Genomic DNA, 26699 nt, shown 5'->3' with positions numbered 1-26699 from the left:
GGTCAGGCGTCCTTCTGGGTGCGGTTGAGCTTGAGCGCCTCGAAGACGGGCGCGTCGGAGAAGCGGAACAGGTCGAGGGCGCCCGCGTCGGAGTCGGTCGCGCCGGCCTCCGACCGGGCGGAGAACGGCTGCCAGGACGGGACGACGAACAGGTCGCCGCGGGTCACCGTCCACGACGTGTCGCCGACGGTCACCACGCCGGAGCCGTCGAAGACCTGGTAGACGGACGAACCGGTCTCGCGGACGGGCGCCGTCCCGGCGCCGCGGGCGACGCGGTGGAACTCGGCCCGGACGGTCGGCAGGACGTCGGAGCCGTCGTGCGGGCTGGCGTAGCGCACCGCGGCGTGGCCGGGCTCGACGGTGCCGCCGTAGCCCTCCTTCTCCAGCAGGAGCTGGTCGCGCAGGGCGGCGTCGGTGTACTCCCACTTGTAGGACAGCAGCGGGCTGCCCGGCGTGGCCGGTACGGCCGACAGCGGGCGCAGGCCCGGGTGGCCCCACAGGCGCTCGGAGCGCGACCGCTCGGGCGTGACGCGCTCGGCGTCGCCGATCTGGTCGCGGCCGAACTCGAAGAACTGCGCCTCGGCGGCGTACTGGAACGGGATGTCCAGGCCGTCGATCCAGGCCATCGGCTCGGAGGTCGCGTTGTGGTGGGCGTGCCAGTTCCAGCCGGCCTGCGGGAGGAAGTCACCGCGGTTCATCGGTACCGGGTCGCCGCCGACCACCGTCCACACGCCCGAGCCCTCGACCACGAAGCGGAAGGCGTGCTGGGTGTGCCGGTGCTCCGGGGCGTCCTCGCCGGGCATGAGGTACTGGATGGCCGCCCACAGGGTCGGCGTGGCGAACGGCCGCCCGCCCAGGGAGGGGTTGGCCAGCGCGATGGCCCGGCGCTCGCCGCCGCGGCCGACCGGGACCAGGTCGCCGGCTCGGGCCGCCAGCTCCCGCAACCGCTCCCAGCGCCACAGGTGCGGCACGGCGCGCGAGCGCGGGTGGGCCGGCATCAGGTCGCCGATCTCGGTCCACAGCGGTACGAGCAGTTCCTGTTCGAAGCCCCGGTACAGCTCTTCGAGCGCCGGGGTGACCGGGGGTTGCCCCTCCGCGGAGACGGCCTGGAGCCGGACCGGGGAACCCGTAGCGACGTCTTGGGCGATGGAGGACTGAGTCACGCCTCCAGCGTGCGACGCGTCTTCCAGGAGAACATGGAGATTCTGGAGAACAGAATCCGAGGGACATGCCATGGACAAGCCGCTCAAGACGCCGCCGCCCTACCCGATCGCCAGCGTGGACCACGCGCTGCGGGCGGCGACCATCCTGCAGATGGAGGGCGGCGCGACGGTGTCGCAGATCGCCGAGCGGCTGGGCGTCGCCCGGTCGACCGCCCACCGGGTCCTGGCGATGCTCGTCTACCGGGACTTCGCCGTGCAGGGCGAGGACCGCGTCTACCGCGCGGGACCGGTGCTGGAGCTCGCCGCGCACTCCCAGTCCCTCGTGTCGCGACTGCGCGCGGCGGCCCTGCCGCATCTGCACCGGGTCGTCGACCTTCTGGACGAGACCGCGAACCTGATCGTGCGCACCGGGGACACGGCCCGGTTCATCGCCAGCGTCGAGTGCCGGCAGGCCCTGCGGGTCGGCTCCCGGGAGGGCATGGTGTTCCCGGCCCACCGCACGACGGCGGGGCTGCTCCTGCTCGCCGACCTCACCGACGGGGAACTGGAGGAGGTCTACGCCCCGGAGCGCTACCGCGACCGTCCGGCCGATCGCCCGGATCTCGGCCGGCTGCGGACGGACCTGCGGCGCCTGCGCCGCAACGGGTTCGCCGTCAACCGGGAGCGGTCCGAACGCGGTCTGGTCGCCGTCGGCGTGCCGGTGCGCGACCGGGACGGCACCGCGCTGGCCGGTCTGTCGGTGTCGATGCCCAGCGTGCGCTACGACCCGCACCGCCTCCAGTTCCTGGTCGCCACCCTGGACGCCGCCGCGCACGCCCTGGAGAACGACCTGGCCGAGCAGCGCTGAGCCCGCACGCAAGGCAATGCGAATGATTACCGTACGCATTAACCGCTCACCTTAGATAACGAATGAATGATTGACGTCACGTAAAGCGAGTGTCATTCTCCACGGCAACGCGCCCGACTCACGTCGCGCCCCTCTCCCCCACCGCGCACGCAGAGCCGAGCTCTTCCGCCTCTCGGGCCCCGCTACCGGGACGCCCCTCTTCCAGCCAGGGAGACCAGCAATGACGCTCGACAACGGGACGACGACGTCCCCCGGCCCCACCGCGGGGGCCGCCCGGACACCGGGCTACGCGGGAACTCTGGCCGCCGCCTGCTGCGCGGTCTTCGTGGCCCAGGTGGCGAACGCGCTGCCGGCCTCGCTGAACGGGCTCTTCCAGGAGGACCTGCACACCCACGGATCCCAACTCACCTGGATCACGGCCGCTTTCATGATCGCCGTGGTCTGCTTCGAGTTCACCTTCGGTGTCCTCGGCGACCTCTTCGGACGGCGACGGCTCGTCGCGGCCGGCACGGCGCTGGTCGCCGCCGGCAGCGCCGTCGCCGCGCTCGCGCCGAGCGTCCAGGTGCTGTGGATCGGCGCCGCCCTGAACGGCCTCGGCGCCGGCGCCATGTTCCCCGGCTCGCTCACCGCGATCACCGCGGTCACCCGCACCCTGCGGGAGCGGGCGCACGCGGTGGCGGTCTGGAGCGGCTTCCTGTCCGCCGGCGCGGCCGTCTCACCTCTGCTCGGCGGCATGTTCGCCAAGGTCGGGTCGTGGCGCGGTTCCTTCTGGGTGCTCGTCGGACTCACCCTGGTCAGCATGGCGCTCACCCTGACGCTGGCCACCGAGTCGAAGGCGCCCACGGGCCGCAGGCTCGACGTACCCGGGCAGATCACCTTCGCCCTCGGTCTCGTCCTGGTGCTGTACGGCGCCGTCGAGGGGCCGGAGTCGGGCTGGACCACCCTTCCCGTCCTGCTCGCCTTCGCCCTCGGCGCGTGTTTCCTCGCCGGATTCGTGGTGGTGGAGCTGGGGGCCGAATCCCCGATCTTCGACCTGGCCCTGTTCCGCAACCGGGCCTTCAGCGTGTCCTCCGCCGTCGCGGTCATCGGCATGCTCGCCTTCCTCGGCGCCTGCTTCGCGACGAGCATGTGGCTGGGGCCCGTACAGCATCAGGACCCGCTCCGCGTCGCGATCCCGTTCCTGTTCCTCCAGGGGCCCGCGTTCCTGCTCATCCCGGTGGGCTCGCGGCTCCTCCACAGGGTCGCCCCGTCCTGGCTGCTGACCTCGGGCTTCGTCCTGATGGCGATCGGCTGCCTGCTGTGCGCCCGCCTGGACGTCACCGCCCCGGGGCTCCGCGCGTTCGTCGCGCCCGCCCTGCTGATCGGCATCGGTTTCGCCCTGACCGTGAGCTCGGTGACGGCCGTGGCGCTGAACAGCGTGCCCCCGCACCTGGCCGGCATGGCCAGCGCCGCCACCAACATGCTGCGCGACCTCGGCTTCGTCCTCGGCCCCGTCGTCGTCGGCGCGGTCGCCCTCAGCAACGCGGGGTCGGCGTTCGCGGCGGACCTGGCCGGCGCGCACCTGCCGGTGGGCCAGGCGGCAGCGGCCCGCGCGATCGCCGAGGCCGGAGGGCCGATCGCCGTGAACGGTCTGCCGCCCGGCGCCCCGGGATCCGCGGCGCACGGCCTGGCCCTGGACGCCCTGGGCAGCGGATTCGGCACCGCGTTCCTCGTGTGCGGTGCGGCGGCGGCCGTCGCGGCGGCGCTGACCGCCTTCGGCATGATCGGAGTCCACGCCCACCACTCCGGCGGACGCGCAGATGCTCGCCCTTCCGAGAGGTCCGACCTCATAGCGCTGTGACATAGTTGCTACGGAAAGCGAGTCGGGGAGGTGCCGATGACGGCCGAGTGGCGTCCGGTGCGGCAGTCACGCACGCATGAACTCGTGCTGGAGAGCATCGAGGAGCGGGTGCTCGCCGGTGAGCTGAAGGCCGGAGACCGCCTTCCGCCCGAGCGTGAGCTGGCCCCCACCCTCGGCGTGAGCCGCTCCGCGCTGCGCGAGGCGCTGCGGGTCATGGAGACGATCGGTGTCCTCGTCGCCCACGCGGGCCGGGGGCCGGACGCGGGCGCCCGGATCGTGCGCAACCCCGACGACGCGCTCGGGCGCCTGCTGCGCCTGCATCTGGCGCTCGGCAGCTACGACCTCCAGGACGTCCTGGAGGCCCGCGTCACCCTGGAGCGCTCGAGCTTCGAGGCCGCCGCGCGCAGGGCGTCGGAGGACGACCTGGCACAGGCGGAGGAGGTCCTCGCGCGGATGCGGGAGCCGGGTCTCACCGTGACGGAGTTCAACGAGCTGGACACGCTGTTCCACGTACTGATCGCCCGCAGCTCGGGCAACCGGCTCATCTCGACGCTCACCTCGGCGGTCCGGGAGTCCGTGCGCACGCTGATCCTCAAGGCGGAGGAGGACGCGGAGGACTGGGCCGCGACCGCCGCCGCACTCAACGCCCAGCACGCGGAGTTGCTGCGGCTGGTACGGGCCGGGGACGGGGCGGGGGCCGCCGATCTGGTGGAGGAGCACATCCGGGGCTTCCACGGGACGCTGGTCGACGACCGGACGGAGACCGACCGGTAGCCGGGCGGAGACCACCCCGCAGCCGGGCGGTTCGCGCGGTCCCCCGCACCCCCTGAAGGGCCGGTCTGCCCCGGGCGTTCACCCGAGGCAGACCGGCCCTTCCCGCCCGCGCGGACTACGGCAGCATCCGCGACAGCGCCGGCAGCGACTGGAGATACACCAGCACGCACAGGGCCGCGAGCAGCGCGAGGCTGTACTTGGCGACCCGTCGGAGCAGGACGTGTTCGCTGCCCGGCTTCTCCACGGCCGTGGCGGCGATCGTCAGGTTCTGCGGGCTGACCAGCTTGCCGACCACGCCACCGGAGGTGTTCGCGGCGACCAGCAGGTGCGGGTCGATGCCCGCCTTCTGGCCGGCGGCCTGCTGGAGCGTGGCGAACAGCGCGTTGGCCGACGTGTCCGAGCCGGTCACGGCGGTGCCCAGCCAGCCCAGGGTCGGTGAGAGCAGCGCGAACGCGCCGCCCGCGGCGGCCAGCCAGGTGCCGATGGCGACGGTCTGGCCCGACTGGTTCATCACGTAGCCGAGGGCGAGCACCGCGGCGACGGTGGCTATGGAGGCCTTCATGTTCCTCAGCGTCGAGCCGGCCGCCCGCACGGCCATACCGCCGGTCATCGGGTAGCGGTCGCTGCTCGTGAGCCGGTAGACGAGGGTGACCAGGACGCCGGAGACGACCAGCAGGGTGCCGGGGTTGCCGAGCACTTCCAGCTTGTAGATCGCGCCGGCCGCCGCCGAGCCGTCGCCGGTGAGGAGGTTGCCGTACAGGCCGGGCCACTCCAGCTCGATGTTCCAGCGGCCGAGCAGCGCGGGCATGTCGATGCCGCCGGCGTTCAGCTTGGCCAGCGCGAAGACGACGATGACGAGCGCGTACGGCAGCACGGCCAGCGCGACGCGGCCCGGGGTGAGCGGCTCGGGCTCGACCTGGGAGCGCTGGTCGGCGGGGGTGTCCGGCTTCCAGAAGCGCAGCATGGTCACGGCGGCGGCGAACCCGGCGAGGGCGGCGACGACGTCGGTCAGCTCGTAGGCGAAGTGGGCGGAGCACCAGAACTGGGCGACGGCGAAGACGGCGCCGGTGACCAGGGCGATCGGCCACAGCTCGCGCATGCCTCGGACGCCGTCGACGAGGAAGAGGAGGAGCAGCGGCACGAACAGCGCGAGCAGGGGGGTCTGCCGGCCGACGACGGCGGCGATGTCCTCGGCCGGGATGCCGGTGAGGTTGCCCGCGGTGGTGATCGGGATGGCCATGGAGCCGAAGGCGACGGGCGCGGTGTTGGCGACCAGGACGGTGACGGCCGCGCGCAGCGGAGGCAGACCGACCGCCATCAGCATGGCGGCGGTGATCGCGACGGGCGCGCCGAAGCCGGCCAGCGCCTCGAGCAGGCCCCCGAAGCAGAACGCGATGAGGATGGCCTGTACGCGCAGATCACCGCGGCCCACGGCGCTGAAGGCCCGGCGCAGGTCCTCGAAGCGCCTGCTGATCACGGTCAGCTCGTAGAACCAGATGGCCGCGACCACGATCAGCATGACCGGGAAGAGGCCGAAGAGCAGGCCCTGTGCGGCGGACAGGACACCGAGCCGGACTGGCATCCCCATGCCGAACACCGCGACGAGCAGCGCCGCGATCAGCGCGCCGAGCGCGGACTGCCATGCAGGGCGCTTGGCGGCCATCAGCAGCAGGAAGAAGGCGGCCAGGGGAACCAGCCCCAGAAGGGCGGTGGCGGCAAGGCTGCCGCCGACGGCGGTCACGTCGGGCGTGAAGGTGACCGCGAGTGCAGCCGATGGGGTAGGGGCCACGCGAGTAACTCCTCGTCGAGTTTCGTAGACCCCCACCACGAGGTCCCGCTCGTGAGGCAGGGGTCGGTGCGCCTGGAGGACCGACTCAGTAGCGCACTGGAGATGTCGCATGTCAATAAGGTCGGACCAAATTGCGCTCCGCCCTTTTTACAGGCAGGCTCGTCAACTTCGGGTCCGATGATGCTATGGTCGGACCATAAATGATCGTGGAGGTCCCCCATGCGTATCGGACTCTTCGCCACCTGCCTGGGGGACACGCTCTTCCCCGACGCGGTGAAGTCCACGGCCCGGCTGCTGACCCGCCTCGGCCACGAGCTGGTGTTCCCGCCGGGGCAGACCTGCTGCGGCCAGATGCACGTCAACACCGGCTACCAGCGCGAACCCGTCCCGCTGGTGCGGGCGTTCGCCGAGCAGTTCGGCGACGGCTCCATCGACGCCGTCGTCATGCCGTCCGGGTCCTGCGCCGGCTCCGTGCGCCACCAGCACGCGCTGATCGCCGACCGGTACGGCGACGCGTCGCTGCGCTCAGGGGTCGCCGCGGTCAGCGAGAAGACGTACGAACTGTCGGAGCTGCTCGTCGACGTCCTCGGCACCGTGGACGTGGGCGCGTACTTCCCGCACCGCGTCACCCACCACCCCACCTGCCACTCCCTGCGGATGCTGCGCGTGGGCGACAAGCCGCTCCGACTCCTGCGCGCCGTCGAGGGCATCGACCTCGTCGAGCTGCCCGAAGCGGACGCCTGCTGCGGCTTCGGCGGCACGTTCGCCCTCAAGAACGCCGACACGTCCTCCGCCATGCTCCACGACAAGGTCGCGAACGTGACCTCCACCGGCGCCGACATCTGCACCGCCGGTGACTCCTCGTGCCTGATGCACATCGGCGGAGGGCTGTCCCGCATCGCCTCGGGCACCCGGACCCTGCACCTCGCGCAGATCCTCGCCGCCACCCGCTCCGCGCCGTACGTCCTCCCGGAGGCCACCCGATGAGCAGCACGTTCCTCGGCATGCCGGCCGCCCCGCCCCGCGCCCCGTACGGCGAGGGCAATCTGCGGGGCGACGCGAAGTTCCCCGAGGCCGCCCGCGGCGAGCTGCGCGACCAGCAACTGCGCCGCAACCTCCGCAACGCCACCCGCACCATCCGCGGCAAGCGTCTGGCCGTCACCACGGAGCTGCCCGACTGGGAGGCGCTGCGCACCGCCGGCTCGCGGATCAAGACCGACACCATGAACCGCCTGCCCGAGCTGCTCGAACAGCTGGAGGCGAAGGTCACCGCCGCCGGCGGCACCGTCCACTGGGCCCGCGACGCCGCCGAGGCCAACGCGATCGTCACGCGTCTGGTCGCCGCGACCGGCAGCGACGAGGTCATCAAGGTCAAGTCGATGGCCACCCAGGAGATCGGCCTCAACGAACACCTGGAGAGCCAGGGCATCACCGCCCACGAGACGGACCTCGCCGAGCTGATCGTGCAGCTCGCCCACGACAAGCCGTCCCACATCCTCGTCCCGGCCATCCACCGCAACCGCGACGAGATCCGCGAGATCTTCCTCGAACGGATCCCCGGCGTCGACGCCGGGCTCGACTCCGTTCCCGCGCACCTCGCCGCCGCGGCGCGCGCCTATCTGCGCGAGAAGTTCATGACGGCGAAGGTCGCCGTCTCGGGCGCGAACTTCGGCATCGCCGAGACGGGCACCCTGTCGGTCGTCGAGTCCGAGGGCAACGGCCGCATGTGCCTGACCCTGCCCGAGACACTCATCACCGTCATGGGCATCGAGAAGGTCCTGCCCCGCTACCAGGACCTGGAGGTCTTCTTCCAGCTCCTGCCGCGCTCCTCCACCGGCGAGCGGATGAACCCGTACACCTCGCTGTGGACGGGGGTGACCGAGGGGGACGGCCCGCGGGAGTTCCACCTCGTCCTCCTGGACAACGGCCGCACCGCCGCCCTCTCCGACGCCATCGGCCGCGAGGCCCTCAACTGCATCCGCTGCTCGGCCTGTCTCAACGTCTGCCCGGTCTACGAGCGTGCGGGCGGCCACGCCTACGGCTCCGCCTACCCCGGCCCCATCGGCGCCGTCCTCACCCCGCAGCTCGCCGGCATGCACGAGGCGAAGAACGACCCCAACTCCTCGCTGCCCTACGCCTCCACCCTCTGCGGCGCGTGCTTCGACGCCTGCCCGGTGAAGATCGACATCCCGTCGCTGCTCGTGGAGCTGCGTCACCAGCACACCGAGCAGTCCGGCACCACCGCCGAGAAGCTCGCCATGAGGGCGGCGGCCGCCGTCATGGCGCGGCCCGGCCTGTACACCACCGCGCAGAAGGCCGCCGGGATCGGCCGGGTCGTCGCCGGACGCGACCGCAAGATCACGAGACTGCCGAAGCCGTTCGACGGCTGGAGCGACAGCCGGGACATCGCGGCGCCGCCGAAGCAGACGTTCCGCGACTGGTTCTCCTCGGCGGAGGGGCAGCAGGCGCTGCGCGCCGAGGCCGCCGCCGCACCCGGCCGGCACGGCGAGGAAGGGGCCGTGTCCGAACGGCGCCACGAGGAAGCCGCCGCGTCCGAGCGGCACGGCGAGGAAGGCGACGGACGTTGAGCACCCCGAGGAAGAACACCGGGAACACAGGGAACACCGGAAACACCGGGGACACCGGGGACACCGGGGCGGCCGGTCCCGCGCCAACGGCCCCGCGGGGAACCTCCGCGCGGGACGTCGTGCTCGGCCGGGTCAGGGACGCTCTGGCTCTCGCCCCCACGCCGCCCGTCACCGTCGAACGCGCCTACCGCACCGGCCGCGCGCTGCCCGCCGCCGAGCGTCTCGACCTCTTCGTCGACCGGCTCGTCGACTACCGCGCCGAGGTCCACACCTGCGTCACCGCCGACACCGCGGCGACGGTCGCTCGCGTCCTGCGTGAGCGCGGCGCACGGACGGTCGGCGTCCCCGCGGGCCTCGACCCGGCCTGGCTCGTCGGCTTCGACGGCACGGTCCACACCGACTCGCCCGACGTGCCGGCGCCCCACCTCGACGCGCTGGACGGCGTCGTCACGGCGTCGGCGGTCAGCTGTGCCGAGACCGGAACGATCTTCCTGGACGGCTCGGCCGCGCAGGGCCGCCGCGCCCTGTCCCTCGTCCCCGACCTCCATGTGTGCGTCGTGGACCTGTCGACCGTGGAGGCCGGCGTGCCGGAGGCGCTGGCCCGCCTGGTGCCGACCCGCCCGACGACGCTGATCAGCGGCCCGTCGGCCACGTCCGACATCGAACTCGAACGGGTGGAGGGCGTGCACGGCCCGCGCACCCTGGACGTGATCATCCGCACCGACGCGTGACCGATGGCGGTGCGGGGCGCCGCACCACCCCCGGGGCCGGTACGGCGCCCCGCACCGATGCGGGACCGGGGCGAGGCGGGGCGCCGCGGCGGCGAGGGCCGGGCGGCGGCCCGTGTCGCCCGCTCGGGTCTGTGTGGGCGCGTCCCGCAGGCGTGCGCCGCGCACGGCGTGCACTCTGAACCGGGGAGCCGGAGACAGAGGCCGGTCCTGGCGGCAGCGGGCCTGCCCGGGGTGGAGCGATCGAACGGCAGGACGCATTCGTGCAAGGGCGAAACGGGGCGCGGCGGTTCAGGGACCCGATCGGAGGGGACACGCCGCCGGCCGCCCGGACACTGTTCCTCCTCCTCGCCGCCGAGAACCTGCTGATCAACTACACCGGCACCGCCATGAACGTGGCCCTGTCGGCGCTCGTCGGGGACCTGCACACCTCGCTGACCGGCGTGCAGTCGGCCATTTCGCTGTACGCCCTGGTGATCGCCTCGCTGATCATCACTGGCAGCAAGCTCGGCACCCGCCACGGATACCGGCGGACCTTCTCCCTCGGCGGCGGGGTCTTCGCCCTCGGGGCGCTGATCACCGCCTTCGCCCCGCGCCTGCCGTTCATGCTGCTCGGCTGGTCCGTGCTCCAGGGGCTCGGCGTCGCGCTCATGTCCCCGGCGCTGATGGCGATGCTCACCCAGACCTTCACCGGGGCCGTACGGACCAAGGCGCTGTCGATCCTGGTCATGACGTCCGGGGTCGGCGGGGCGTCCGGTCCCGTCCTGGGCGGCCTGATCACCAGCTTCCTGACCTGGCGCATCTCGTTCCTGCTGGGAGCCGGGATCACCCTGGCCCTGATCTGGCTCGTACGGCGTACGGTCGATTCCGGGGCCTTCCCCGGACGCCCCGGGGAGCGCTTCGACGTCCGCGGGGTGCTGCTGTCCACGACCGGACTGGTTCTGCTCGTCGTCGCGGCCCTGCTCTCGGGGCAGTACGGCCTGCTCAGGGCCCGGCAGGATTTCGTGGTCCTCGGCCACACCCTGCTGGAGCGTGGCGGCCTGTCACCCGTTCCCCTCCTGGCGGGCCTGGGGCTTGCGGTTCTGGCCGCCTTCGCCGGATGGGAACTGCGTCTCGTCAGGAGTGGAAGGGATCCGCTGGTTCGTGTGACGGTGCTGCGGAACCGCACCGTCCGGACCGGGATCTCGACCCAGTTGATGCTGATCGTGGTGCCCTACGGCGTGCTCTTCCTGGTGCCGGTCTTCCTGCAGACGGCCCTCGGGTTCGGCGCGCTGCGCTGCGGGATCGTGCTGCTCCCGATCGCACTGGGGCTGATGCTGGCCGCCCCGCCGACCGCCCGGCGGATCGGGCGGGGCAGGATGACCCACCGCGCCGCCGCGATGGGGGCGTTCGTCTGTATGGGCGTCGGCTGCGCCGCGGTCGCCGTCCTCTTCAGTCCGCACGCGCAGGGAGTGGCCGCAGTGGGCCTCGCCCTCGCGCCGGGGATTCTCATCATCGGGCTCGGCCGGGGCATGGCCACGACGCTCACCGACCTCGTTCAGTCGGCGCCCGAACGGGACGAGGTGAGCGACGTGACAGGGCTCTTCTACACGGCCGGATACCTCGGGAGCTCCTTCGGCGTCGCGCTCGCCGGCGCCCTGATGACCACGGCGCTGCTGTACACGTTCGAGGCCGGCGTGAACGACAGCAGCGTCCTCACCACCGCCCAGAAGGAGTGGGTGACGCGGACGGTGGAGCAGCAGCTCCAGATCACCGCGGTGTCCGACGACGCCCTGCGCGCGAAGATGACGTCGCGGGGCATCACGGGCGCCGAGGCCGACGGGCTGGTACGGATCAACGCACGTGCCAGGGAGCAGGCGCTGACCGTGTCGGCCACCGGGATGGCCACCCTGGCCCTCGTCGGATGGCTGATGGCACTGCGTCTCCCCGTCCCCGCCGGGACGACGCGGGCCACCGGCCCGGGCCGCGAGGAGCCCTCGACGTAGTCCGGCGTCCACTCGGGGGTCCCGGATCGCTCGGCCGAGCCCGCCGGTGTGGCAGACATACCGGGACATAGAGGGGCGAGACATGATGGAAGTACGGACGCGTCGCGCGAGGAGGAGTACGGCATGGCCGAGCCCGGCTCTGGCAGCACCGAGGGCGCGGCGGGTGGCAAGGCACGGTTCGACGACATCTACGGCCGACCGGACCCCCGCGCCTACTTCACCCGGCTGGCGCCACTGGAGTACGAGATCCCGCACCACGCCCAGCCGGTCTTCCGGCAGGTCGCCGCCGAACGGACCGCCCTCGACGACGCCCGCACCCCCGGGCCGGCTGTGCTGGACGTGTGCTGCTCCTACGGGATCAACGCCGCGCTGCTCAACCACGACGTGACGCTGGCCGAGATGTACGAGCGGTACACCTCCCCCGGAACCCGGGCGATGTCGACGGCGGAACTGACGGCATCGGACAAGGCCTTCTACGCCGCCCGGCGCCGCCCGGACGCGGTGCCGGTGTTCGGGCTGGACGTCGCGGCCCCCGCCGTGCGGTACGCCCTGGAGGTGGGCCTGCTGGACGCCGCCTTCTCCGACGATCTGGAACGGGCCTCCCCCGGCCCCCGCCTGCGCCGCGCGCTCGCCGAGGTCGGCCTCATCACGGTGACCGGGGGCGGCAGCTACATCACCGCCCGAACCTTCACGGCACTGCTGGAGGGCGCCCGCCGACCGGTATGGGTCAGCGCCTTCGTGCTGCGGACGGTGTCGTACCAGCCGATCGCCCGCGCCCTGGCCGCCCACGGCCTGAGGACCACCGTCGACGCCTCCCGCACCTACCCCCAGCGCCTCTTCACCGACGAGCGCGAACGGCGCTACGCGATCACGGCGGTACGGGCGCTGGGCCGCGACCCCGCGGGGCGCGAGGAGAGCGGCCGCTTCCACACCCTGCACTACGAGTCGCGGCCCGAGACCCCCGGAACCTGAGAAGTCGGAGAACCGAGTGCCGAGCGTTGCGGAAGCCGGCTCGTACGGGCCGGCCAGGGGCGAGGGCGGTTCAGCGAGAGAGGGCGACGACGCCCGGAGCGTTGCCGTGTCCGTCGGCCACGGGCGGGATCCCGAACCGGCGGCAGCGCATTGCACGCTCGGCTTCGGCCCTCGTGACCAGCGGCGAGGCGAAGGGCTCGATGACGTCGGCGATGTCACGCAGGCGGATCCGATCCGTGTATCCGGAACCGTCACGAACGGCCGTGAGCCGGTCACGGGTGACCAGGCCGGTGCACATACCGTCCTCGTCGCAGACGACCAGACGACCTGTACGGGCGGCGGCCATCACGGACAGTGCCACCTCCACGGTCATGTCCTCCCAGACCTGCGGTCCGGCCGCGTCCATGGTGTCGGCCACCGCGCCGTGCGCGGGGTGGGCGCTCGCCGGGCGGAACTGCGTCTGGTTCAGCGTCAAAGTGTGCCTCCTGCGGAGTCGGGCCGGCTTCCTGATCACCAAGGTTCTATGCCGCCGCACCGTCGGTGGACTGCCGTACCGGCGCGCGGCGGGCCGCCGAGACGGGGCGGCGTCGGCCGCGTGAGGTGGCGCCGCGCTTCTTGGGGCGTTCGGCCACCGGTGCGGTGATGACGACCGGGATGCCGGAGGGGGCCTGGGCGCCGGTGATGCGGTGCAGGGCCTCTTCGCCGACGCGGACCTGGGTGGTCTGCGGGACGATGCCGGCCGCTGCCATGAGGCGGGTCATGCTGCGGCGCTGGTTGGGTGTGACCAGGGTGACGACGCTGCCGGACTCTCCTGCGCGGGCGGTACGGCCGCCGCGGTGGAGGTAGTCCTTGTGGTCGGTCGGCGGGTCGACATTGACGACGAGGTCGAGGTTGTCGACGTGGATGCCGCGCGCCGCGACGTTGGTCGCTACCAGCACGTTGACGTGTCCGGTCTTGAACTGTGCCAGCGTGCGGGTGCGCTGTGGCTGTGACTTCCCGCCGTGCAGGGCGGCGGCCCGTACCCCGCTGTTCAGGAGGTGCTCGGTGAGGCCGTCGACGGCGTGCTTGGTGTCGAGGAACATGATCACGCGGCCGTCGCGTGCGGCGATCTGGGTGGTTGCCGTGTGCTTGTCGGCGCCGTGAACGTGGAGCACGTGGTGCTCCATCGTCGTGACCGCGCCGGCCGAGGGGTCGACGGAGTGCACGACGGGGTCGCTGAGGTAGCGGCGCACGAGCAGGTCGACGTTGCGGTCGAGAGTGGCGGAGAACAGCATGCGCTGGCCTTCGGGGCGGACCTGGTCGAGAAGGGCGGTGACCTGCGGCATGAAGCCCATGTCGGCCATCTGGTCGGCCTCGTCGAGGACGGTGATGGACACCTGGTTCAGCCGGCAGTCGCCGCGGTCGATGAGGTCTTTGAGGCGTCCCGGTGTGGCGACGACGACCTCGGCGCCACCGCGCAGCGCGCCCGCCTGCCGGCCGATCGGAATTCCGCCCACCACCGTGGCCAGCCGCAGCCTCACGGAGCGGGCGTACGGTGCGAGCGCGTCGGTGACCTGCTGCGCCAGCTCACGCGTGGGTACGAGGATCAGCCCCAGCGGCTGCCTGGCCTCGGCGCGCTGCCCGGCCGTGCGGGCCAGCAACGCCAGCCCGAAAGCGAGGGTCTTGCCGGAGCCGGTGCGGCCACGGCCCAGTACGTCGCGGCCGGCGAGGGAATTCGGCAGGGTGGCGGCCTGGATCGGGAAGGGTACGGTCACGCCGTGCGAGCTGAGCGCGCCCAGCAGCGCCCCGGGCATGTCGAGATCGGCGAAGCCCTCCACGGCGGGGAGCGCGGGAGTGATCGTCCTGGGCAGCGCGAACTCCCCCTGGACCGCGGCGGGCCGACGGCCGTAACCACCGGAGCGGCTCGACCCGGCGGAGCGGCTCCTGGCCGACGAACCGAATCGGCTGCCACCCCTTCCGGATTCGGCACTGCCGTTACGGGTGCGGGTGAAGCGGTCGTTCGTGCGTGTGCGGTTCATGCGGAACCTTCCTCGATACGGCACATATCAAGGAATTCCCGCAGCGATCAGCAGCACAGAGAATTGCAAGAATGTACCAGTGGAATGCGAAAGCCAGCCTGACCGACGAAAAATCCGGGCCGGCACAGGAGCTGGAATGAGTGGCGCGAAGCGGACGCAATGTTCGGGAGTCCACCGCGATGAAGTATGAAGGGACGCCTGCTGCGCCCCTGAAGGATGCCCCGTATGCGGCGAGCCTACGGGTTTCCTGGTTGTCGTCCGCAGGCGAAACCACTGCGGGAAAATGCGAGTAGCTGGGGCCCGCACCCCGAAGGACGCGGGCCCCAGCTACAAGTACGCGACAGTCAGCGTCAGGCGAGAACGATGTTCTCAGCCGTCAGGCCCTTCTGGCCCTGCGCGATGTCGAAGGTCACCTTCTGGCCCTCCAGCAGCTCGCGGAAGCCCTGGGCGGCGATGTTCGAGTAGTGGGCGAACACATCGGCGCCGCCACCGTCCTGCTCGATGAAGCCGAAGCCCTTTTCCGCGTTGAACCACTTCACGGTACCAGTAGCCATGTCATTTCTCCTTTGGGGCAGTGCATCGGGATCCGCACTGCGCGGACCCTGTGTCGCCGCGATGATCACCCCGGAAAAAGAACCGGATAACAAAAGCGCTTCCAGTGGCACAGGCGCCGACCGGCGGGCACTTGAAGTTTTGGGAACCACAACTGCAACTGACATCGACAGTAGCACGCCGCAGCGGCCTGTGTACGGCGAAGAATCCCACTCCACTTAATGCGGTAGAGAATCTACCTGCCCGTTCCGTTGAAATCTCAGCTCGCGGGCACAGATATTGACCTTCACCAGCGGGAACGCGTCCTGCCCCGTCAGAGCGAGCGTCACATGAGCGCCAGAACTGCCTGGTGCCAGGAAACAGCAGGTCAGAGCCCCTTTGTGGCGGGCTCCAAAACAGCCACGCACTCCACGTGATGCGTCATCGGGAACAGGTCGAACGCCCGCAGCGTCCGCACGCGGTATCCGCCCTCGCGGAAGTACGCCAGGTCTCGGGCCAGGGCGGCCGGGTCGCAGGCGACGTAGGCGATGCGGCGGGCGCCGAGGGCCGAGAGGTGGGCGACCGTCGAGCGGCCGGCGCCCGCGCGCGGCGGGTCCAGGACGATCAGGTCGACCTCCGTGATGCCGGTGCGGGGCAGGACCGACTCGACCTTGCCCTGCTCGATGCGGACGCGGGGGAAGTCGGCGAGGTTGTGCCGGGCGTCCTCCACGGCGCGCTTGCCGGACTCGATGCCGAGCACCGCGCCCTGCTCGCCGACCCGGTCGGCCAGCGCGCCCGCGAACAGGCCCACGCCGCAGTAGAGGTCCAGCGCCATCTCGCCCTTGCGCGGCAGCAGGCCCTGCATGACCGCCTTCACCAGGGTGTCCGCGGCCATCGGGTGGACCTGCCAGAAGCCGCCGGCGCCGACCCGGTAGGTGCGGCCGTCGGCGCGTTCGCGGACGAAGGGGCGGCCGTGCACCCGGTGGATCGCGCCGTTGCGCTCGTCCACCCGCAGCACCGACACCGGACGGTCCAGCTCCACCAGCGGCAGCCGCGCGCCCGGCTTCGGGGTGAGGATCACCTGGCGGTCCTGCGAGCCGGTCGCCGCGATCGCCTCGACGGAGTCCATGCCCGTCCAGTCGCGCTTCTCGATGCCCAGTTCGCTGACGCCCGGGGCGGCGATCATGCAGTGCTCGATCGGCTCGACCTCGTGCGAGCGGTGGCGGCGCAGCCCCGCCCGGCCGCCCGGGTCCACCGCGTACTGCACGCGCGTGCGCCACTGCGGGACCTCGCCCGCCGGGAGCTTGTCGCCCTCGGCCGGCATCACCGTGCCGTCCCAGCCGGCGTCCTCGGGCGTGAGGCCCGCGAGCCGCTGCAACTGCTCGGCGATCACCTCGCCCTTCAGCCGCCGCTGGGCGCCCGGCTTGGCGTGCTGCCAGTCGCAGCCGCCGCAGCGGCCGGGACCCGCGTAGGGGCAGGGCGCGTCGATGCGGTCCTTGGAAGCGGACAGCACCTCGACGGCGTCCGCGCGCAGGAACCGGGCCCCCTCCTCGCCCTCCGTCACCCGCGCCACGACCCGCTCACCCGGCAGCGTGTGCCGGACGAACAGCACCTGGCCCTCCGAGGTGCGGGCGATGCAGTGGCCGCCGTGGGCGACGGGGCCGACCTCGACCTCGTACTCCTCCCCCACCAGCGACTTCTTCGGTTCTGCCTGCATGGCGGGGTGACTCCAGATCGGGAAGCGGAAACGGCCGGACAACAGCCCACCAGTCTACGTGGGCGCCGTCCGGCCGTTCACCACGGGCGTGGGGCGGGGGCGGCGAGGGGGCGGCGCCGGGCGCCGCACCGCGTTCAGCCCTTGGCCGCCGGGGACTCCTTCGGACGCTCCTGTGCCGGACCGCGACGCACCGAACCCGGGGCGTTCCACTCCTGGCGCTTGCGGGCGCGCAGCTTCGCCGCCTCGGAGGAGGCCAGCTGGTAGGGCACGGAGGTCACCATCACGCCGGGCGTGAACAGCAGCCGGCCCTTCAGGCGCAGCGCGCTCTGGTTGTGCAGCAGGTGCTCGTACCAGTGGCCGACCACGTACTCGGGGATGATCACCGAGACGGCGTCGCGCGGGGACTCCTTGCGCAGGCTCTTGACGTACTCGATGATCGGCCGGGTGATCTCGCGGTAGGGCGAGTCGAGCACCTTGAGCGGGACCTGGATGCCCCGCCGCTCCCACTCCTCGCGCAGCGCCTTGGTCTCCACCGGGTCCACGTTGACGGTGAGCGCCTCCAGGGTGTCCGAGCGCATCAGCTTGGCGTAGGCCAGGGCGCGCAGGGTGGGGCGGTGGATCTTGGAGATCAGCACGACGGAGTGGACGCGCGAGGGCCGTACGCTGTCGTCGCTCGGGCCCTCCGGCGCCGCGATCTCCTCGGCCACCCGGTCGTAGTGCTTACGGATCGCCGTCATCGTCGCGTAGAAGATGCACATGCCGAGCAGGGCGACCCAGGCGCCGTGGGTGAACTTGGTGACCAGGACGACGACCAGCACCAGGCCGGTGAAGAAGGCGCCGAAGGCGTTGATCGCGCGGGAGCGGATCATGTGGCTGCGCTTGGCCGGGTCCTTCTCGGTGGCCAGGTGGCGGTTCCAGTGCCGGACCATGCCGGTCTGGCTGAGCGTGAAGGACACGAACACGCCGACGATGTACAGCTGGATCAGGCGGGTCGAGTCCGCGCCGTAGATGACCACCAGCAGGGTGGCGGTGCCCGCGAGGAGCACGATGCCGTTGGAGAAGGCGAGGCGGTCGCCGCGGGTGTGCAGCTGGCGGGGCAGGTAGCGGTCCTGGGCCAGGATCGAGCCGAGCAGCGGGAAGCCGTTGTAGGCGGTGTTCGCCGCGAGGAAGAGGACCAGGGCGGTGGCCGCGGCGAGCACGACGAACAGGAAGCTGCCCTTGCCGAAGACCGCCTCGGCGACCTGGGAGATCACCGGGTTCTGGACGTAGCCCGGGCCGATCGGGACCCCGTTGCGGATGAGGTCGGTGGCCGGGTTCTCGGCCATCCGCACGTTGGTGCTCATGGCCAGCGCGATGATGCCGCAGAACATCGTCACGGCCAGCAGGCCCATCATCGCCAGCGTGGTCGCCGCGTTCTTCGACTTGGGCTTGCGGAAGGCGGGGACGCCGTTGGAGATCGCCTCGACACCGGTGAGCGCGGCGCAGCCGGAGGAGAAGGCGCGCAGCAGCAGGAAGACCAGGGCGAAGCCGGCCAGGCCCTGGTGCTCGGCCTTGATGTGGAAGTCCGCCGTCGGCGCGTGCATGGTGTCGCCGAGGACGAGCCCGCGGAAAGCGCCCCACGCGATCATGATGAAGACGCCGCCGACGAAGACGTACGTCGGGATCGCGAAGAGCTTGCCGGACTCCTTCACACCGCGCAGGTTCATCAGCGTCAGCAGCACGATCACGGCGGTCGCGCAGAGCACCTTGTGCTCGACGACGAAGGGGATCGCGGAACCGAGGTTCTCGATGCCGGAGGAGATGGAGACGGCGACGGTGAGGACGTAGTCGACGAGCAGCGCGCTGGCCACCGTCAGACCCGCCTTGGGGCCGAGGTTGGTGGTCGCGACCTCGTAGTCGCCGCCGCCGCTCGGGTAGGCGTGGACGTTCTGCCGGTAGGAGGCGACCACCGTGAACATCAGCACGACGACCGCGACCGCGATCCAGGGGCTGAAGTGGTACGCCGACACGCCCGCGATGGACAGGACCAGCAGGACCTCGCCGGGGGCGTACGCCACGGAGGACAGCGGGTCGGAGGCGAAGACGGGCAGGGCGATGCGCTTCGGCAGGAGGGTTTCCCCCAGCCGGTCGCTGCGCAGTGCGCGCCCGATCAGAATCCGCTTGGGCACGTCGGTCAGTTTGGACACAACAGAGGATCGTAGGCCTTCGAACAGGAGGTCGCCCACCCGCCACCCGAGATCTGCCTCACGGGTGAACCCGGCGGGCGGAATCTCCACGGATTCCGCAGGTGAGGCGGGTTCCGTGCCGGGACGGCGAAAGCCGCCGCCCCCCGGCCTCCGCAGGTTCCACGCCCGCGGCCGCGGAGCCCGTCGGCGCCGGTACCGCCCTGCCGGGCCTCGGATTCCTCACCCTGTGCGGCGTGCGCGGCATCACTCGGCGGCCCCGCCCGAAGCGGAACGAGGGGTCCCGTGCCCGCGAACCGCCCGACAGGTGACAGGGGGGTGCCCACCGCGCACCGCGCATGTGTAGCTTGTCCCTCTGTCTGAGACCCTGATGGGGCTGAGCAGTGACTATTGACACCGGAAGGACGGGCGTGCACATCGTCATCATGGGCTGCGGGAGAGTGGGTTCCGCTCTCGCCCAGACCCTGGAGCAACAGGGGCACACGGTCGCGGTGATCGACCAGGATCCCACCGCCTTCCGTCGGCTGGGTCCCGGGTTCGGCGGCCGCCGGGTCACCGGGATCGGCTTCGACCAGGACACCCTGCGCGAGGCGGGCATCGAGGAGGCCGGGGCCTTCGCGGCCGTCTCCAGCGGCGACAACTCGAACATCATCTCCGCCCGCGTGGCCCGCGAGATGTTCGGCGTGCAGAACGTCGCGGCCCGCATCTACGACCCCCGCCGTGCCGAGGTCTACCAGCGTCTGGGCATCCCGACCGTGGCCACGGTCCGCTGGACGGCCGACCAGATGCTGCGCCGGCTGCTGCCCTCGGGCGCCGAGCCGCTGTGGCGCGACCCCACCGGCGGCGTCCAGCTCGCCGAGGTGCACGCCGCCCCGACGTGGGTCGGGCACAAGATCAGCAGGCTGCAGGAGGAGACGGGCGTCCGCGTGGCGTTCCTGACCCGCCTCGGCGAGGCGATCCTGCCGACCTCGCAGACGGTGCTGCAGGAGGGCGACCTCGTGCACGTGATGATGCGGACGGACGACGTGGACAAGGTCGAGGCGGCGTTCGCCGAGGGCCCCGAAGAGGAGAGCGGTCACTGATGAGGGTCGCCATTGCCGGTGCCGGCGCGGTCGGTCGCTCGATCGCGGGCGAGCTGCTGGAGAACGGCCACGAGGTCCTTCTCATCGACAAGGCGCCGACCGCCATCTCGGTCGAGCGCGTCCCGCAGGCCGAGTGGCTGCTCGCCGACGCCTGCGAGATCACCTCCCTGGACGAGGCCGCGCTGCAGCGCTGCAACGTCGTGATCGCGGCGACGGGCGACGACAAGGTGAACCTGGTCGTCTCCCTGCTCGCGAAGACGGAGTACGGCGTACCGCGGGTGGTGGCCCGCGTGAACAACCCGAAGAACGAGTGGCTGTTCAACGAGTCGTGGGGCGTCGACGTCGCCGTGTCGACCCCGCGTCTGATGTCCGCTCTGGTGGAGGAGGCGGTGAGCGTCGGCGACCTGGTCCGCCTGCTCCGCTTCAGCCACGGCGACGCCAACCTCGTCGAGCTGACCCTGCCGGAGGAGTCCGCCCTGGCGGGCACGCAGGTCGGCGACGTCGAGTGGCCGCAGGACACCTCCCTGGTCACGATCATCCGCGGCACCCGCGTCCTGACGCCCTCCCAGGAGGACTCCCTGGAGGCGGGCGACGAGCTGCTGTTCGTGGCCGCGCAGGCCCGCGAGGAGCAGCTGGAGGACCTGCTGTCGGTGCGCCGGGCGGACACGGAGGGCTGAGCCTTCCCGGTCCACGACGACGAGGGGCGCCCGGTGGATTCCGGGCGCCCCTCGTCGTCGTACGGGCTGTGGCGGGAAGGCTCAGGCCTCGACGCGGTGGCGGGAGGGCTCGAGCCTTTCGGCGATGGCGGACGGGCTCAGGCCCCGCGGCGGTGGCGGCCGCCGCTCGGGGCCTCGCCGCGCTCCCCCTCCAGTTCGGCGGCCTCGCGCTCCTGCTCGGCCTTCTCCTCCGCCTCCATCTCGGCGAAGACGTCGATGGGCGCGGGCGCCTTGGCGAGGAACAGCCAGGTCAGCCAGACCGCCAGCAGGAAGGGCGGGATCTTCAGGGCGATCAGGACCCAGCCGAGCTGCGTGGTGTCGGCCCACCAGTACAGCGGGAAGAGGATCGCGCACTTGGCGAGCAGGATCAGGCCCCAGGCCCAGCTGGCCTTGGCGTACGCCTTCTTGCGGCCCGGGTTCCTGGTGCGCCAGGAGAGGTTCTCCTTGAAGACCGGGCCCAGGATCAGGCCGATCAGCGGCACGCCGGCGAGCGTGGAGACGATGTACGCCAGCGCCAGGCCCAGCGTGTAGAGCATGCCCGGCAGGTAGAAGTCCTTGGCGTTGCCGGTCATCATCGCGAAGACGACACCGAAGGCGACGCCGAAGACGCCGCTGAAGGCGTGCTTGACGGTGTCCCGCATCGCCAGCCGGACGACGACCAGCACCAGCGACACGGCCAGCGCGGCGATCGCCGACCAGTGCAGGTCCTTGTCGATGGTGAAGATCGTGACGAAGAGGAGGCCGGGCAGCACCGTCTCGACCATGCCCCGCACACCGCCGAACGCCTCGAACAGCGCGGCCTCCGTCACCGCCCGGGCGTCGTCCGCCTTCGCCTGGGGGTCTTCGGTCGGCTTGTCGAGTGAGGTCACCGGCTACTCCCGTCCGAGGGGTCGCAGTTCGTACTTCGGGTTGAAGAGCACCCGGCGGCCCCGGCTCATGGAGATCCGGCCCGATGCGATCAGCTTGCGCCCCGGTTCTATCCCCACGATGGAGCGCCTGCCGAGCCACACCACGTCCAGGGCCGCGGAGCCGTCGAACAGCTCGGCCTCCAGGGCCGGGACTCCGGCGCGCGGACGCAGGGTGACCGTGCGCAAGGTACCAGTTACCGTGACGATCTGGCGGTCGTGGCAGTCGCCGATACGGGTGCAGCCCGCGGTCGCGGCGTCCTCCCGCAGTTCCTCGGACTCCAGGTCCTCCTGCGACGAGGAGAGCCGGTCGAGCATGCGCCGGAACCGGCCCACCGGCTTTTCGGAACGAGGAACAGCACTCATATCTGAAGCGTACCGGGGTGCGCCGCCGCCTTCGCAGCCACAGGGGCCCTCGCCCGGACGGTCGTCCGCGGACCTCACTTCTACTTCTCGAAGCGGTACCCCATCCCCGGCTCCGTGATGAAGTGCCGGGGATGCGACGGGTCGGCCTCCAGCTTCCGGCGCAACTGGGCCATGTAGACGCGCAGGTAGTTCGTCTCCGTCCCGTACGACGGCCCCCAGACCTCCCGCAGCAGCTGCTTCTGTCCGACCAGGCGGCCGGTGTTGCGCACCAGCACCTCCAGCAGGTGCCACTCGGTCGGGGTCAGCCGTACGTCCCGGCCGGCCCGGTGGACCTTCTTCGCGGCGAGGTCGACAGTGAACTCGTCCGTCTCGACCGTCACGTCGCCCTCCCCGCCCCCGGTGGGCTCGGCGCGGCGGACGGCGGCGCGCAGCCGGGCCAGCAGCTCGTCCATGCCGAAGGGCTTGGTGACGTAGTCGTCGGCGCCCGCGTCCAGCGCCTCGACCTTCTCGTCGGAGGAGTGCCGGGCGGACAGCACCAGGATCGGCACCCGGGTCCAGCCGCGCAGGCCCCGGATCACCTCGACGCCGTCCATGTCCGGCAGGCCGAGGTCGAGGACCACCACGTCGGGGTGGCGGGAGGCGGCCAGGTCGAGGGCGGTCCTGCCGTCGACGGCCGCGTCGACCTCGTACGCGCGCGCCTTGAGGTTGATCACGAGGGCCCGCACCATCTGCGGCTCGTCGTCGATCACCAGGACCCGCGTGGGGGTCCGGGGGGTCCCCCCGGTGGGGCTAGGCATCAGACCTGCCTTTCGGTGAGTACGGGGCCCGCCGTCCGCCGCGGGACGTCCGGCACGGGACGCGCTCCGGCCGCGCGGAGGCCGAGGACCATGGTCAGGCCGCCGCCGGGTGTGTCGTCGGCGGCGAGCGTGCCGCCCATCGCCTCGGCGAAGCCGCGTGCCACCGCGAGGCCGAGGCCGACGCCCGCGCCGCGCGGGGAGTCCCCGTAGCGCTGGAAAGGTTCGAAGATACGCTCCTTGGCCGCGTCCGGGACGCCCGGCCCGCGGTCCACGACCCGCACCTCGACCCGGTCGGCGAGGGCGCTGGCCGACACGAGGACGGGCCTGTCCGGCGGACTGTACTTCACGGCGTTCTCGACCAGGTTGGCCACCGACCGCTCCAGCAGCCCCGGGTCCACCCGGACCATGGGCAGGGACTCGGGGACGTCCATCTCCACGCTGCCCTCCGGCACGCCGCCGAGCGCCATGGGCACCACCTCGTCGAGGTCGATCTCGCGGATCAGCGGGGTGACGGTGCCGGTCTGCAGCCGGGACATGTCCAGCAGGTTGCCCACGAGGTGGTCGAGCCGGTCGGCGCCCTCCTCGATGCCCTCGAGCAGCTCGGCCCGGTCCTCCTCGGACCACTCCACGTCCTCGGACCGCAGCGAGGAGACGGCCGCCTTGATCCCGGCGAGCGGGGTGCGCAGGTCGTGGCTGACGGCGGCGAGCAGCGCGGTGCGGATGCGGTTGCCCTCGGCGAGGGCGCGGGCCCGGTCGGCCTCCTCCTGGAGGCGGCGGCGGTCCAGCACGACGACGGCCTGGGCGGCGAAGGCGGCGAGGACCCGGCGGTCGGCGGCGGGCAGCACGCGTCCGGTCAGCGCCAGCGCCATGCGGTCGCCGACGGGCACGTCCACGTCCGCGTCCTCCGGCCGCCGCGGCGGCGCCCCCGTGCCCACCCGGCCGGCGCAGGTCCAGGGGTCGACGTCGCCGCGCCGCTCCAGCAGCGCCACCGACTCCATGGCGAAGGTCTCGCGGACCCGCTCCAGCAGCTCCTCCAGGCCGGTCTCGCCGCGCAGGACGCTGCCCGCGAGGAAGGACAGTATCTCGGCCTCGGCGCGCAGCCGGGCGGCCTGGTGCGTGCGGCGGGCCGCCACGTCCACCACCGACGCCACCGCCACGGCCACCCCGACGAAGACCGCGAGGGCGACGATGTTCCTGGGGTCGGCGATGGTGAGCCGGTGCAGCGGCGGGGTGTAGAAGTAGTTGAGCAGGAACGATCCGACGGCGGCCGAGGCGAGGGCCGGCAGCAGCCCGCCGAGCAGGGCCGCCGCCACCGTCAGCGCCAGGAACAGCAGCATGTCGTTGGCGAGGCCCAGGTGGACGGTGTTCAGCAGCAGCGCCGCCACCACCGGCCCGGCGACGCCCACCGCCCAGCCGGAGACGATCCGCGCCCGGCCCAGCCGCGCGCCCCGGGCCAGCGGCAGCCCGCGTCCCTTGGCGGCCTCCTCGTGCGTGACGATGTGCACGTCCAGGTCGGGCCCGGAATCGCGGGCCACCGTCGCGCCGACGCCGGGCCCGAGGACGTACTGCCAGGCCTTGCGGCGGGAGGAGCCCAGGACGATCTGGGTGGCGTTGGCGCCGCGCGCGAAGTCGAGCAGCGCGGCGGGGATGTCGTCGCCGACCACGTGGTGGAAGGTCCCGCCCAGGTCCTCCACCAGGGTGCGCTGGACCGCGAGCTCCTTCGGGGAGGCCGAGGTCAGTCCGTCGCTGCGGGCGATGTACACGGCCATCACCTCGCCCCCGGCGCCCTTCTCCGCCAGGCGCACCGCCCGGCGGATCAGCGTGCGCCCCTCCGGGCCGCCGGTCAGACCGACCACGATCCGCTCCCGCGAACCCCAGATCGTCGACACCTCGTGCCGGCTGCGGTACTCGTTCAGGTACTCGTCGACCCGGTCGGCCACCCACAGCAGCGCCAGCTCGCGCAGGGCGGTGAGGTTGCCGGGCCGGAAGTAGTTCGCCAGTGCCGCGTCGACCTTGTCGGGCTGGTAGATGTTGCCGTGCGCCATCCGCCGGCGCAGCGCCTCCGGCGCCATGTCGACCAGCTCGATCTGGTCCGCCCGCCGCACCACCTCGTCCGGCACCGTCTCCCGCTGCCGGACCCCGGTGATCGACTCGACCACGTCGCCGAGGGACTCCAGGTGCTGGATGTCGACCGTGGAGATCACGTCGATCCCGGCCGCCAGCAGCTCCTCCACGTCCTGCCAGCGCTCGGCGTTGCGCGAGCCGGGGACGTTCGTGTGCGCCAGCTCGTCCACCAGGGCGACCGCCGGGGCCCGGCGCAGCACCGCGTCGACGTCCATCTCGGTGCAGGTCGCGCCCCGGTACGTCAGTTCACGGCGCGGCACCTGCTCCAGACCGTGCAGCATCGCGCCGGTGCGCGGCCGGTCGTGGTGCTCGACGAAGCCGACGACGCAGTCGGTGCCCCGCTCCACCCTGCGGTGCGCCTCGGACAGCATGGCGTAGGTCTTGCCGACGCCCGGTGCCGCACCGAGGTGGATCCGAAGCTTGCCGCGTGCCATGGCCCCATTGTCTTCCCTTACGCCCCGCGTGGGCAGCGTCGACCATACGGCCCTCGACTCCGGCGAAACGGGCAAGGAGGCAACCGTGAGACGTCTTTGACGCATTCCTGACGCACCGGGCGCCCCGGGGCCCGGCGCTTCTGCCGACCGGCGGCGCCTGACGGTCTCCCTCTCGGACCGGACGTCCTCACGGGGCACGCACGGCCAGGGCCGCCGGTGCTCCCCCCGCGGGTGCGCACGGCGAAGGACCGGGGCTCCCCCCGCGGTCGCGCACGGCCAAGGACCGGGGCTCTCCCCGCGGGCGCATACGGCGAAGGGCCGCACCCCGTGGGGGATGCGGCCCTCGGCAGGCTGTGTCCGTCGTCGCGGAGCCCCGGCTAGCGGACCTCGGTGATCTCCGGGCCGCGCTGCAGCTGGCCCATGCCGCCGGAGAAGCGGGACTGGCCCTCGTCCTGCTGGACGCCCTCGGGCACCATCTGGGCGTCGTTGGGCAGCTTCAGGACGATCGGGTCGCGGGGCGCCATCGGGCCGTCGCCGCGCACCACGACCGTGTCGCGGAAGACCGACTCGAGCAGGCCGGCCGCCTGCGGCTGCACCGCGCCCTGACCCGAGATCACACCGCGCAGGAACCAGCGGGGGCCGTCCACACCGACGAACCGCACCACCTGGAAGCCGCCGGTGCCGTCCGGCAGCTGCACCGGGACCTGGGCGCGCAGCTCCCAGCCGAGGGGACCCTCGACCTCGTCCACGATGCCGCCCTGCTGGGTGATGCCGCTGCCGATCTCCTCGCGCACCTCGCCCCAGATGCCCTCGCGCTTGGGCGCGGCGAAGGCCTGCAGCTGGATGGCGCTGTCGCGGAGCACGACGGTCGCCGCGACGATCGCGTCGCCCGCGACCTCGACCCGCAGCTCCATGCCGTCGACGCCCGGGACGAGAAGACCGCCGAGGTCCACGCGGCCCTCGGCCGGGTCGCGCACCTCGGAGCTGTCCCAGGGCCCGTCGGGCCGCGGCTCGGGCTCGAGCCGCACGCGCTCGCGCTCGCCCTCTTCGTCCGCCTCGGTGTCGACGCTGTCGACGACCTGCTCGGCCTCGCCGGCCGCGTCCTCGGCGGCACCCTTCTTCTTGCGACGTCCGAACACG

At 72.0% G+C, this 26699-nt stretch carries 22 protein-coding genes; 10 read left to right on the top strand and 12 right to left on the bottom strand.

What is annotated here, in order from left to right; translation table 11 throughout:
* Positions 1–2 precede the first annotated feature (2 nt).
* Complete coding sequence (locus ACIPM1_RS24915) at positions 3–1163, bottom strand: cupin domain-containing protein (RefSeq protein WP_402438231.1); 1161 nt, start codon at positions 1161–1163, stop codon at positions 3–5.
* A gap of 70 nt (positions 1164–1233) precedes the next feature.
* Between ACIPM1_RS24915 and ACIPM1_RS24910 the strand changes: the two genes are divergently transcribed.
* The 3 genes from ACIPM1_RS24910 (at position 1234) to ACIPM1_RS24900 (ending at position 4624) form a co-directional block, all read left to right on the top strand.
* Complete coding sequence (locus ACIPM1_RS24910; RefSeq protein ID WP_402438228.1) at positions 1234–2010, top strand: IclR family transcriptional regulator; 777 nt, start codon at positions 1234–1236, stop codon at positions 2008–2010.
* Positions 2011–2230: 220 nt separating this feature from the next.
* Positions 2231–3850 carry an MFS transporter gene (locus ACIPM1_RS24905; protein ID WP_402438225.1) on the top strand — a complete coding sequence of 540 codons (1620 nt, stop codon included), beginning with the start codon at positions 2231–2233 and terminating at the stop codon, positions 3848–3850.
* Positions 3851–3886: 36 nt separating this feature from the next.
* Complete coding sequence (locus tag ACIPM1_RS24900; protein ID WP_402438222.1) at positions 3887–4624, top strand: FadR/GntR family transcriptional regulator; 738 nt, start codon at positions 3887–3889, stop codon at positions 4622–4624.
* A gap of 115 nt (positions 4625–4739) precedes the next feature.
* Here ACIPM1_RS24900 and ACIPM1_RS24895 read toward each other — a convergent pair whose 3' ends face one another.
* Complete coding sequence (locus ACIPM1_RS24895; RefSeq protein ID WP_402438219.1) at positions 4740–6413, bottom strand: L-lactate permease; 1674 nt, start codon at positions 6411–6413, stop codon at positions 4740–4742.
* Positions 6414–6632: 219 nt separating this feature from the next.
* On the opposite strand from ACIPM1_RS24895, the gene ACIPM1_RS24890 reads away from it, so the two are divergent.
* The 5 genes from ACIPM1_RS24890 (at position 6633) to ACIPM1_RS24870 (ending at position 12686) form a co-directional block, all read left to right on the top strand.
* Entirely contained in the window at positions 6633–7400 is a 768-nt protein-coding gene (locus tag ACIPM1_RS24890; protein WP_402438216.1) for a (Fe-S)-binding protein, read from the top strand.
* On the top strand, positions 7397–9001 hold the full coding sequence (locus tag ACIPM1_RS24885; protein ID WP_402438213.1) for a LutB/LldF family L-lactate oxidation iron-sulfur protein: 1605 nt from the start codon (positions 7397–7399) through the stop codon (positions 8999–9001). Before ACIPM1_RS24890 ends, ACIPM1_RS24885 begins: the two co-directional genes overlap by 4 nt.
* Before the next feature lie 119 nt (positions 9002–9120).
* Positions 9121–9732, top strand: coding sequence for a lactate utilization protein C (locus tag ACIPM1_RS24880; protein ID WP_402438390.1), 612 nt, complete (start codon positions 9121–9123; stop codon positions 9730–9732).
* Positions 9733–9992: 260 nt separating this feature from the next.
* Positions 9993–11714 (top strand): MFS transporter, encoded by a 1722-nt coding sequence (locus ACIPM1_RS24875; protein WP_402438210.1) that lies wholly within the window; start codon positions 9993–9995, stop codon positions 11712–11714.
* Positions 11715–11837: 123 nt separating this feature from the next.
* Positions 11838–12686 carry a hypothetical protein gene (locus ACIPM1_RS24870; protein WP_402438207.1) on the top strand — a complete coding sequence of 283 codons (849 nt, stop codon included), beginning with the start codon at positions 11838–11840 and terminating at the stop codon, positions 12684–12686.
* Between the two features lie 70 nt (positions 12687–12756).
* Here the strand turns inward: ACIPM1_RS24870 and ACIPM1_RS24865 are convergent, their stop codons facing one another.
* From ACIPM1_RS24865 to ACIPM1_RS24845, 5 genes are all read right to left on the bottom strand, one after another.
* Positions 12757–13161, bottom strand: coding sequence for a CBS domain-containing protein (locus ACIPM1_RS24865; RefSeq protein ID WP_402438204.1), 405 nt, complete (start codon positions 13159–13161; stop codon positions 12757–12759).
* Positions 13162–13207: 46 nt separating this feature from the next.
* The gene (locus tag ACIPM1_RS24860; protein ID WP_402438202.1) at positions 13208–14704 is read right to left on the bottom strand and encodes a DEAD/DEAH box helicase; all 1497 of its coding nucleotides are present in this window, start codon (positions 14702–14704) and stop codon (positions 13208–13210) included.
* A 350-nt stretch (positions 14705–15054) separates the two neighbouring features.
* The gene (locus tag ACIPM1_RS24855) at positions 15055–15258 is read right to left on the bottom strand and encodes a cold-shock protein (protein WP_356188166.1); all 204 of its coding nucleotides are present in this window, start codon (positions 15256–15258) and stop codon (positions 15055–15057) included.
* 365 nt (positions 15259–15623) lie between these two features.
* The gene (locus ACIPM1_RS24850; RefSeq protein ID WP_402438198.1) at positions 15624–16952 is read right to left on the bottom strand and encodes a class I SAM-dependent RNA methyltransferase; all 1329 of its coding nucleotides are present in this window, start codon (positions 16950–16952) and stop codon (positions 15624–15626) included.
* A gap of 134 nt (positions 16953–17086) precedes the next feature.
* Positions 17087–19138 carry an APC family permease gene (locus ACIPM1_RS24845; protein WP_402438195.1) on the bottom strand — a complete coding sequence of 684 codons (2052 nt, stop codon included), beginning with the start codon at positions 19136–19138 and terminating at the stop codon, positions 17087–17089.
* Between the two features lie 407 nt (positions 19139–19545).
* On the opposite strand from ACIPM1_RS24845, the gene ACIPM1_RS24840 reads away from it, so the two are divergent.
* Positions 19546–20217 (top strand): TrkA family potassium uptake protein, encoded by a 672-nt coding sequence (locus ACIPM1_RS24840; RefSeq protein ID WP_356188183.1) that lies wholly within the window; start codon positions 19546–19548, stop codon positions 20215–20217.
* Complete coding sequence (locus tag ACIPM1_RS24835) at positions 20217–20894, top strand: TrkA family potassium uptake protein (RefSeq protein ID WP_356188185.1); 678 nt, start codon at positions 20217–20219, stop codon at positions 20892–20894. The genes ACIPM1_RS24840 and ACIPM1_RS24835 overlap by 1 nt, the downstream gene beginning before the upstream one ends.
* 137 nt (positions 20895–21031) lie before the next feature.
* On the opposite strand, the gene ACIPM1_RS24830 is transcribed toward ACIPM1_RS24835, so the two are convergent.
* The 5 genes from ACIPM1_RS24830 to ACIPM1_RS24810 all read right to left on the bottom strand — a co-directional run bounded on the left by ACIPM1_RS24830 (position 21032) and on the right by ACIPM1_RS24810 (position 26698).
* On the bottom strand, positions 21032–21802 hold the full coding sequence (locus tag ACIPM1_RS24830) for a DUF3159 domain-containing protein (protein ID WP_402438191.1): 771 nt from the start codon (positions 21800–21802) through the stop codon (positions 21032–21034).
* A gap of 3 nt (positions 21803–21805) precedes the next feature.
* Entirely contained in the window at positions 21806–22204 is a 399-nt protein-coding gene (locus ACIPM1_RS24825) for an OB-fold nucleic acid binding domain-containing protein (RefSeq protein WP_356188189.1), read from the bottom strand.
* 80 nt (positions 22205–22284) lie between these two features.
* A complete protein-coding gene (locus tag ACIPM1_RS24820) occupies positions 22285–23001 on the bottom strand; it encodes a response regulator (RefSeq protein ID WP_356188191.1) in 717 nt (238 codons plus the stop codon).
* Entirely contained in the window at positions 23001–25559 is a 2559-nt protein-coding gene (locus tag ACIPM1_RS24815; RefSeq protein ID WP_402438186.1) for an ATP-binding protein, read from the bottom strand. Before ACIPM1_RS24815 ends, ACIPM1_RS24820 begins: the two co-directional genes overlap by 1 nt.
* Before the next feature lie 377 nt (positions 25560–25936).
* On the bottom strand, positions 25937–26698 hold the full coding sequence (locus ACIPM1_RS24810) for a DUF3710 domain-containing protein (RefSeq protein WP_356188195.1): 762 nt from the start codon (positions 26696–26698) through the stop codon (positions 25937–25939).
* Position 26699: the final 1 nt, after the last annotated feature.

The organism is Streptomyces sp. NPDC086766, assembly GCF_044746005.1.
Classification (GTDB): domain Bacteria; phylum Actinomycetota; class Actinomycetes; order Streptomycetales; family Streptomycetaceae; genus Streptomyces.
This window is presented reverse-complemented; position numbering and strand designations above follow the sequence as displayed.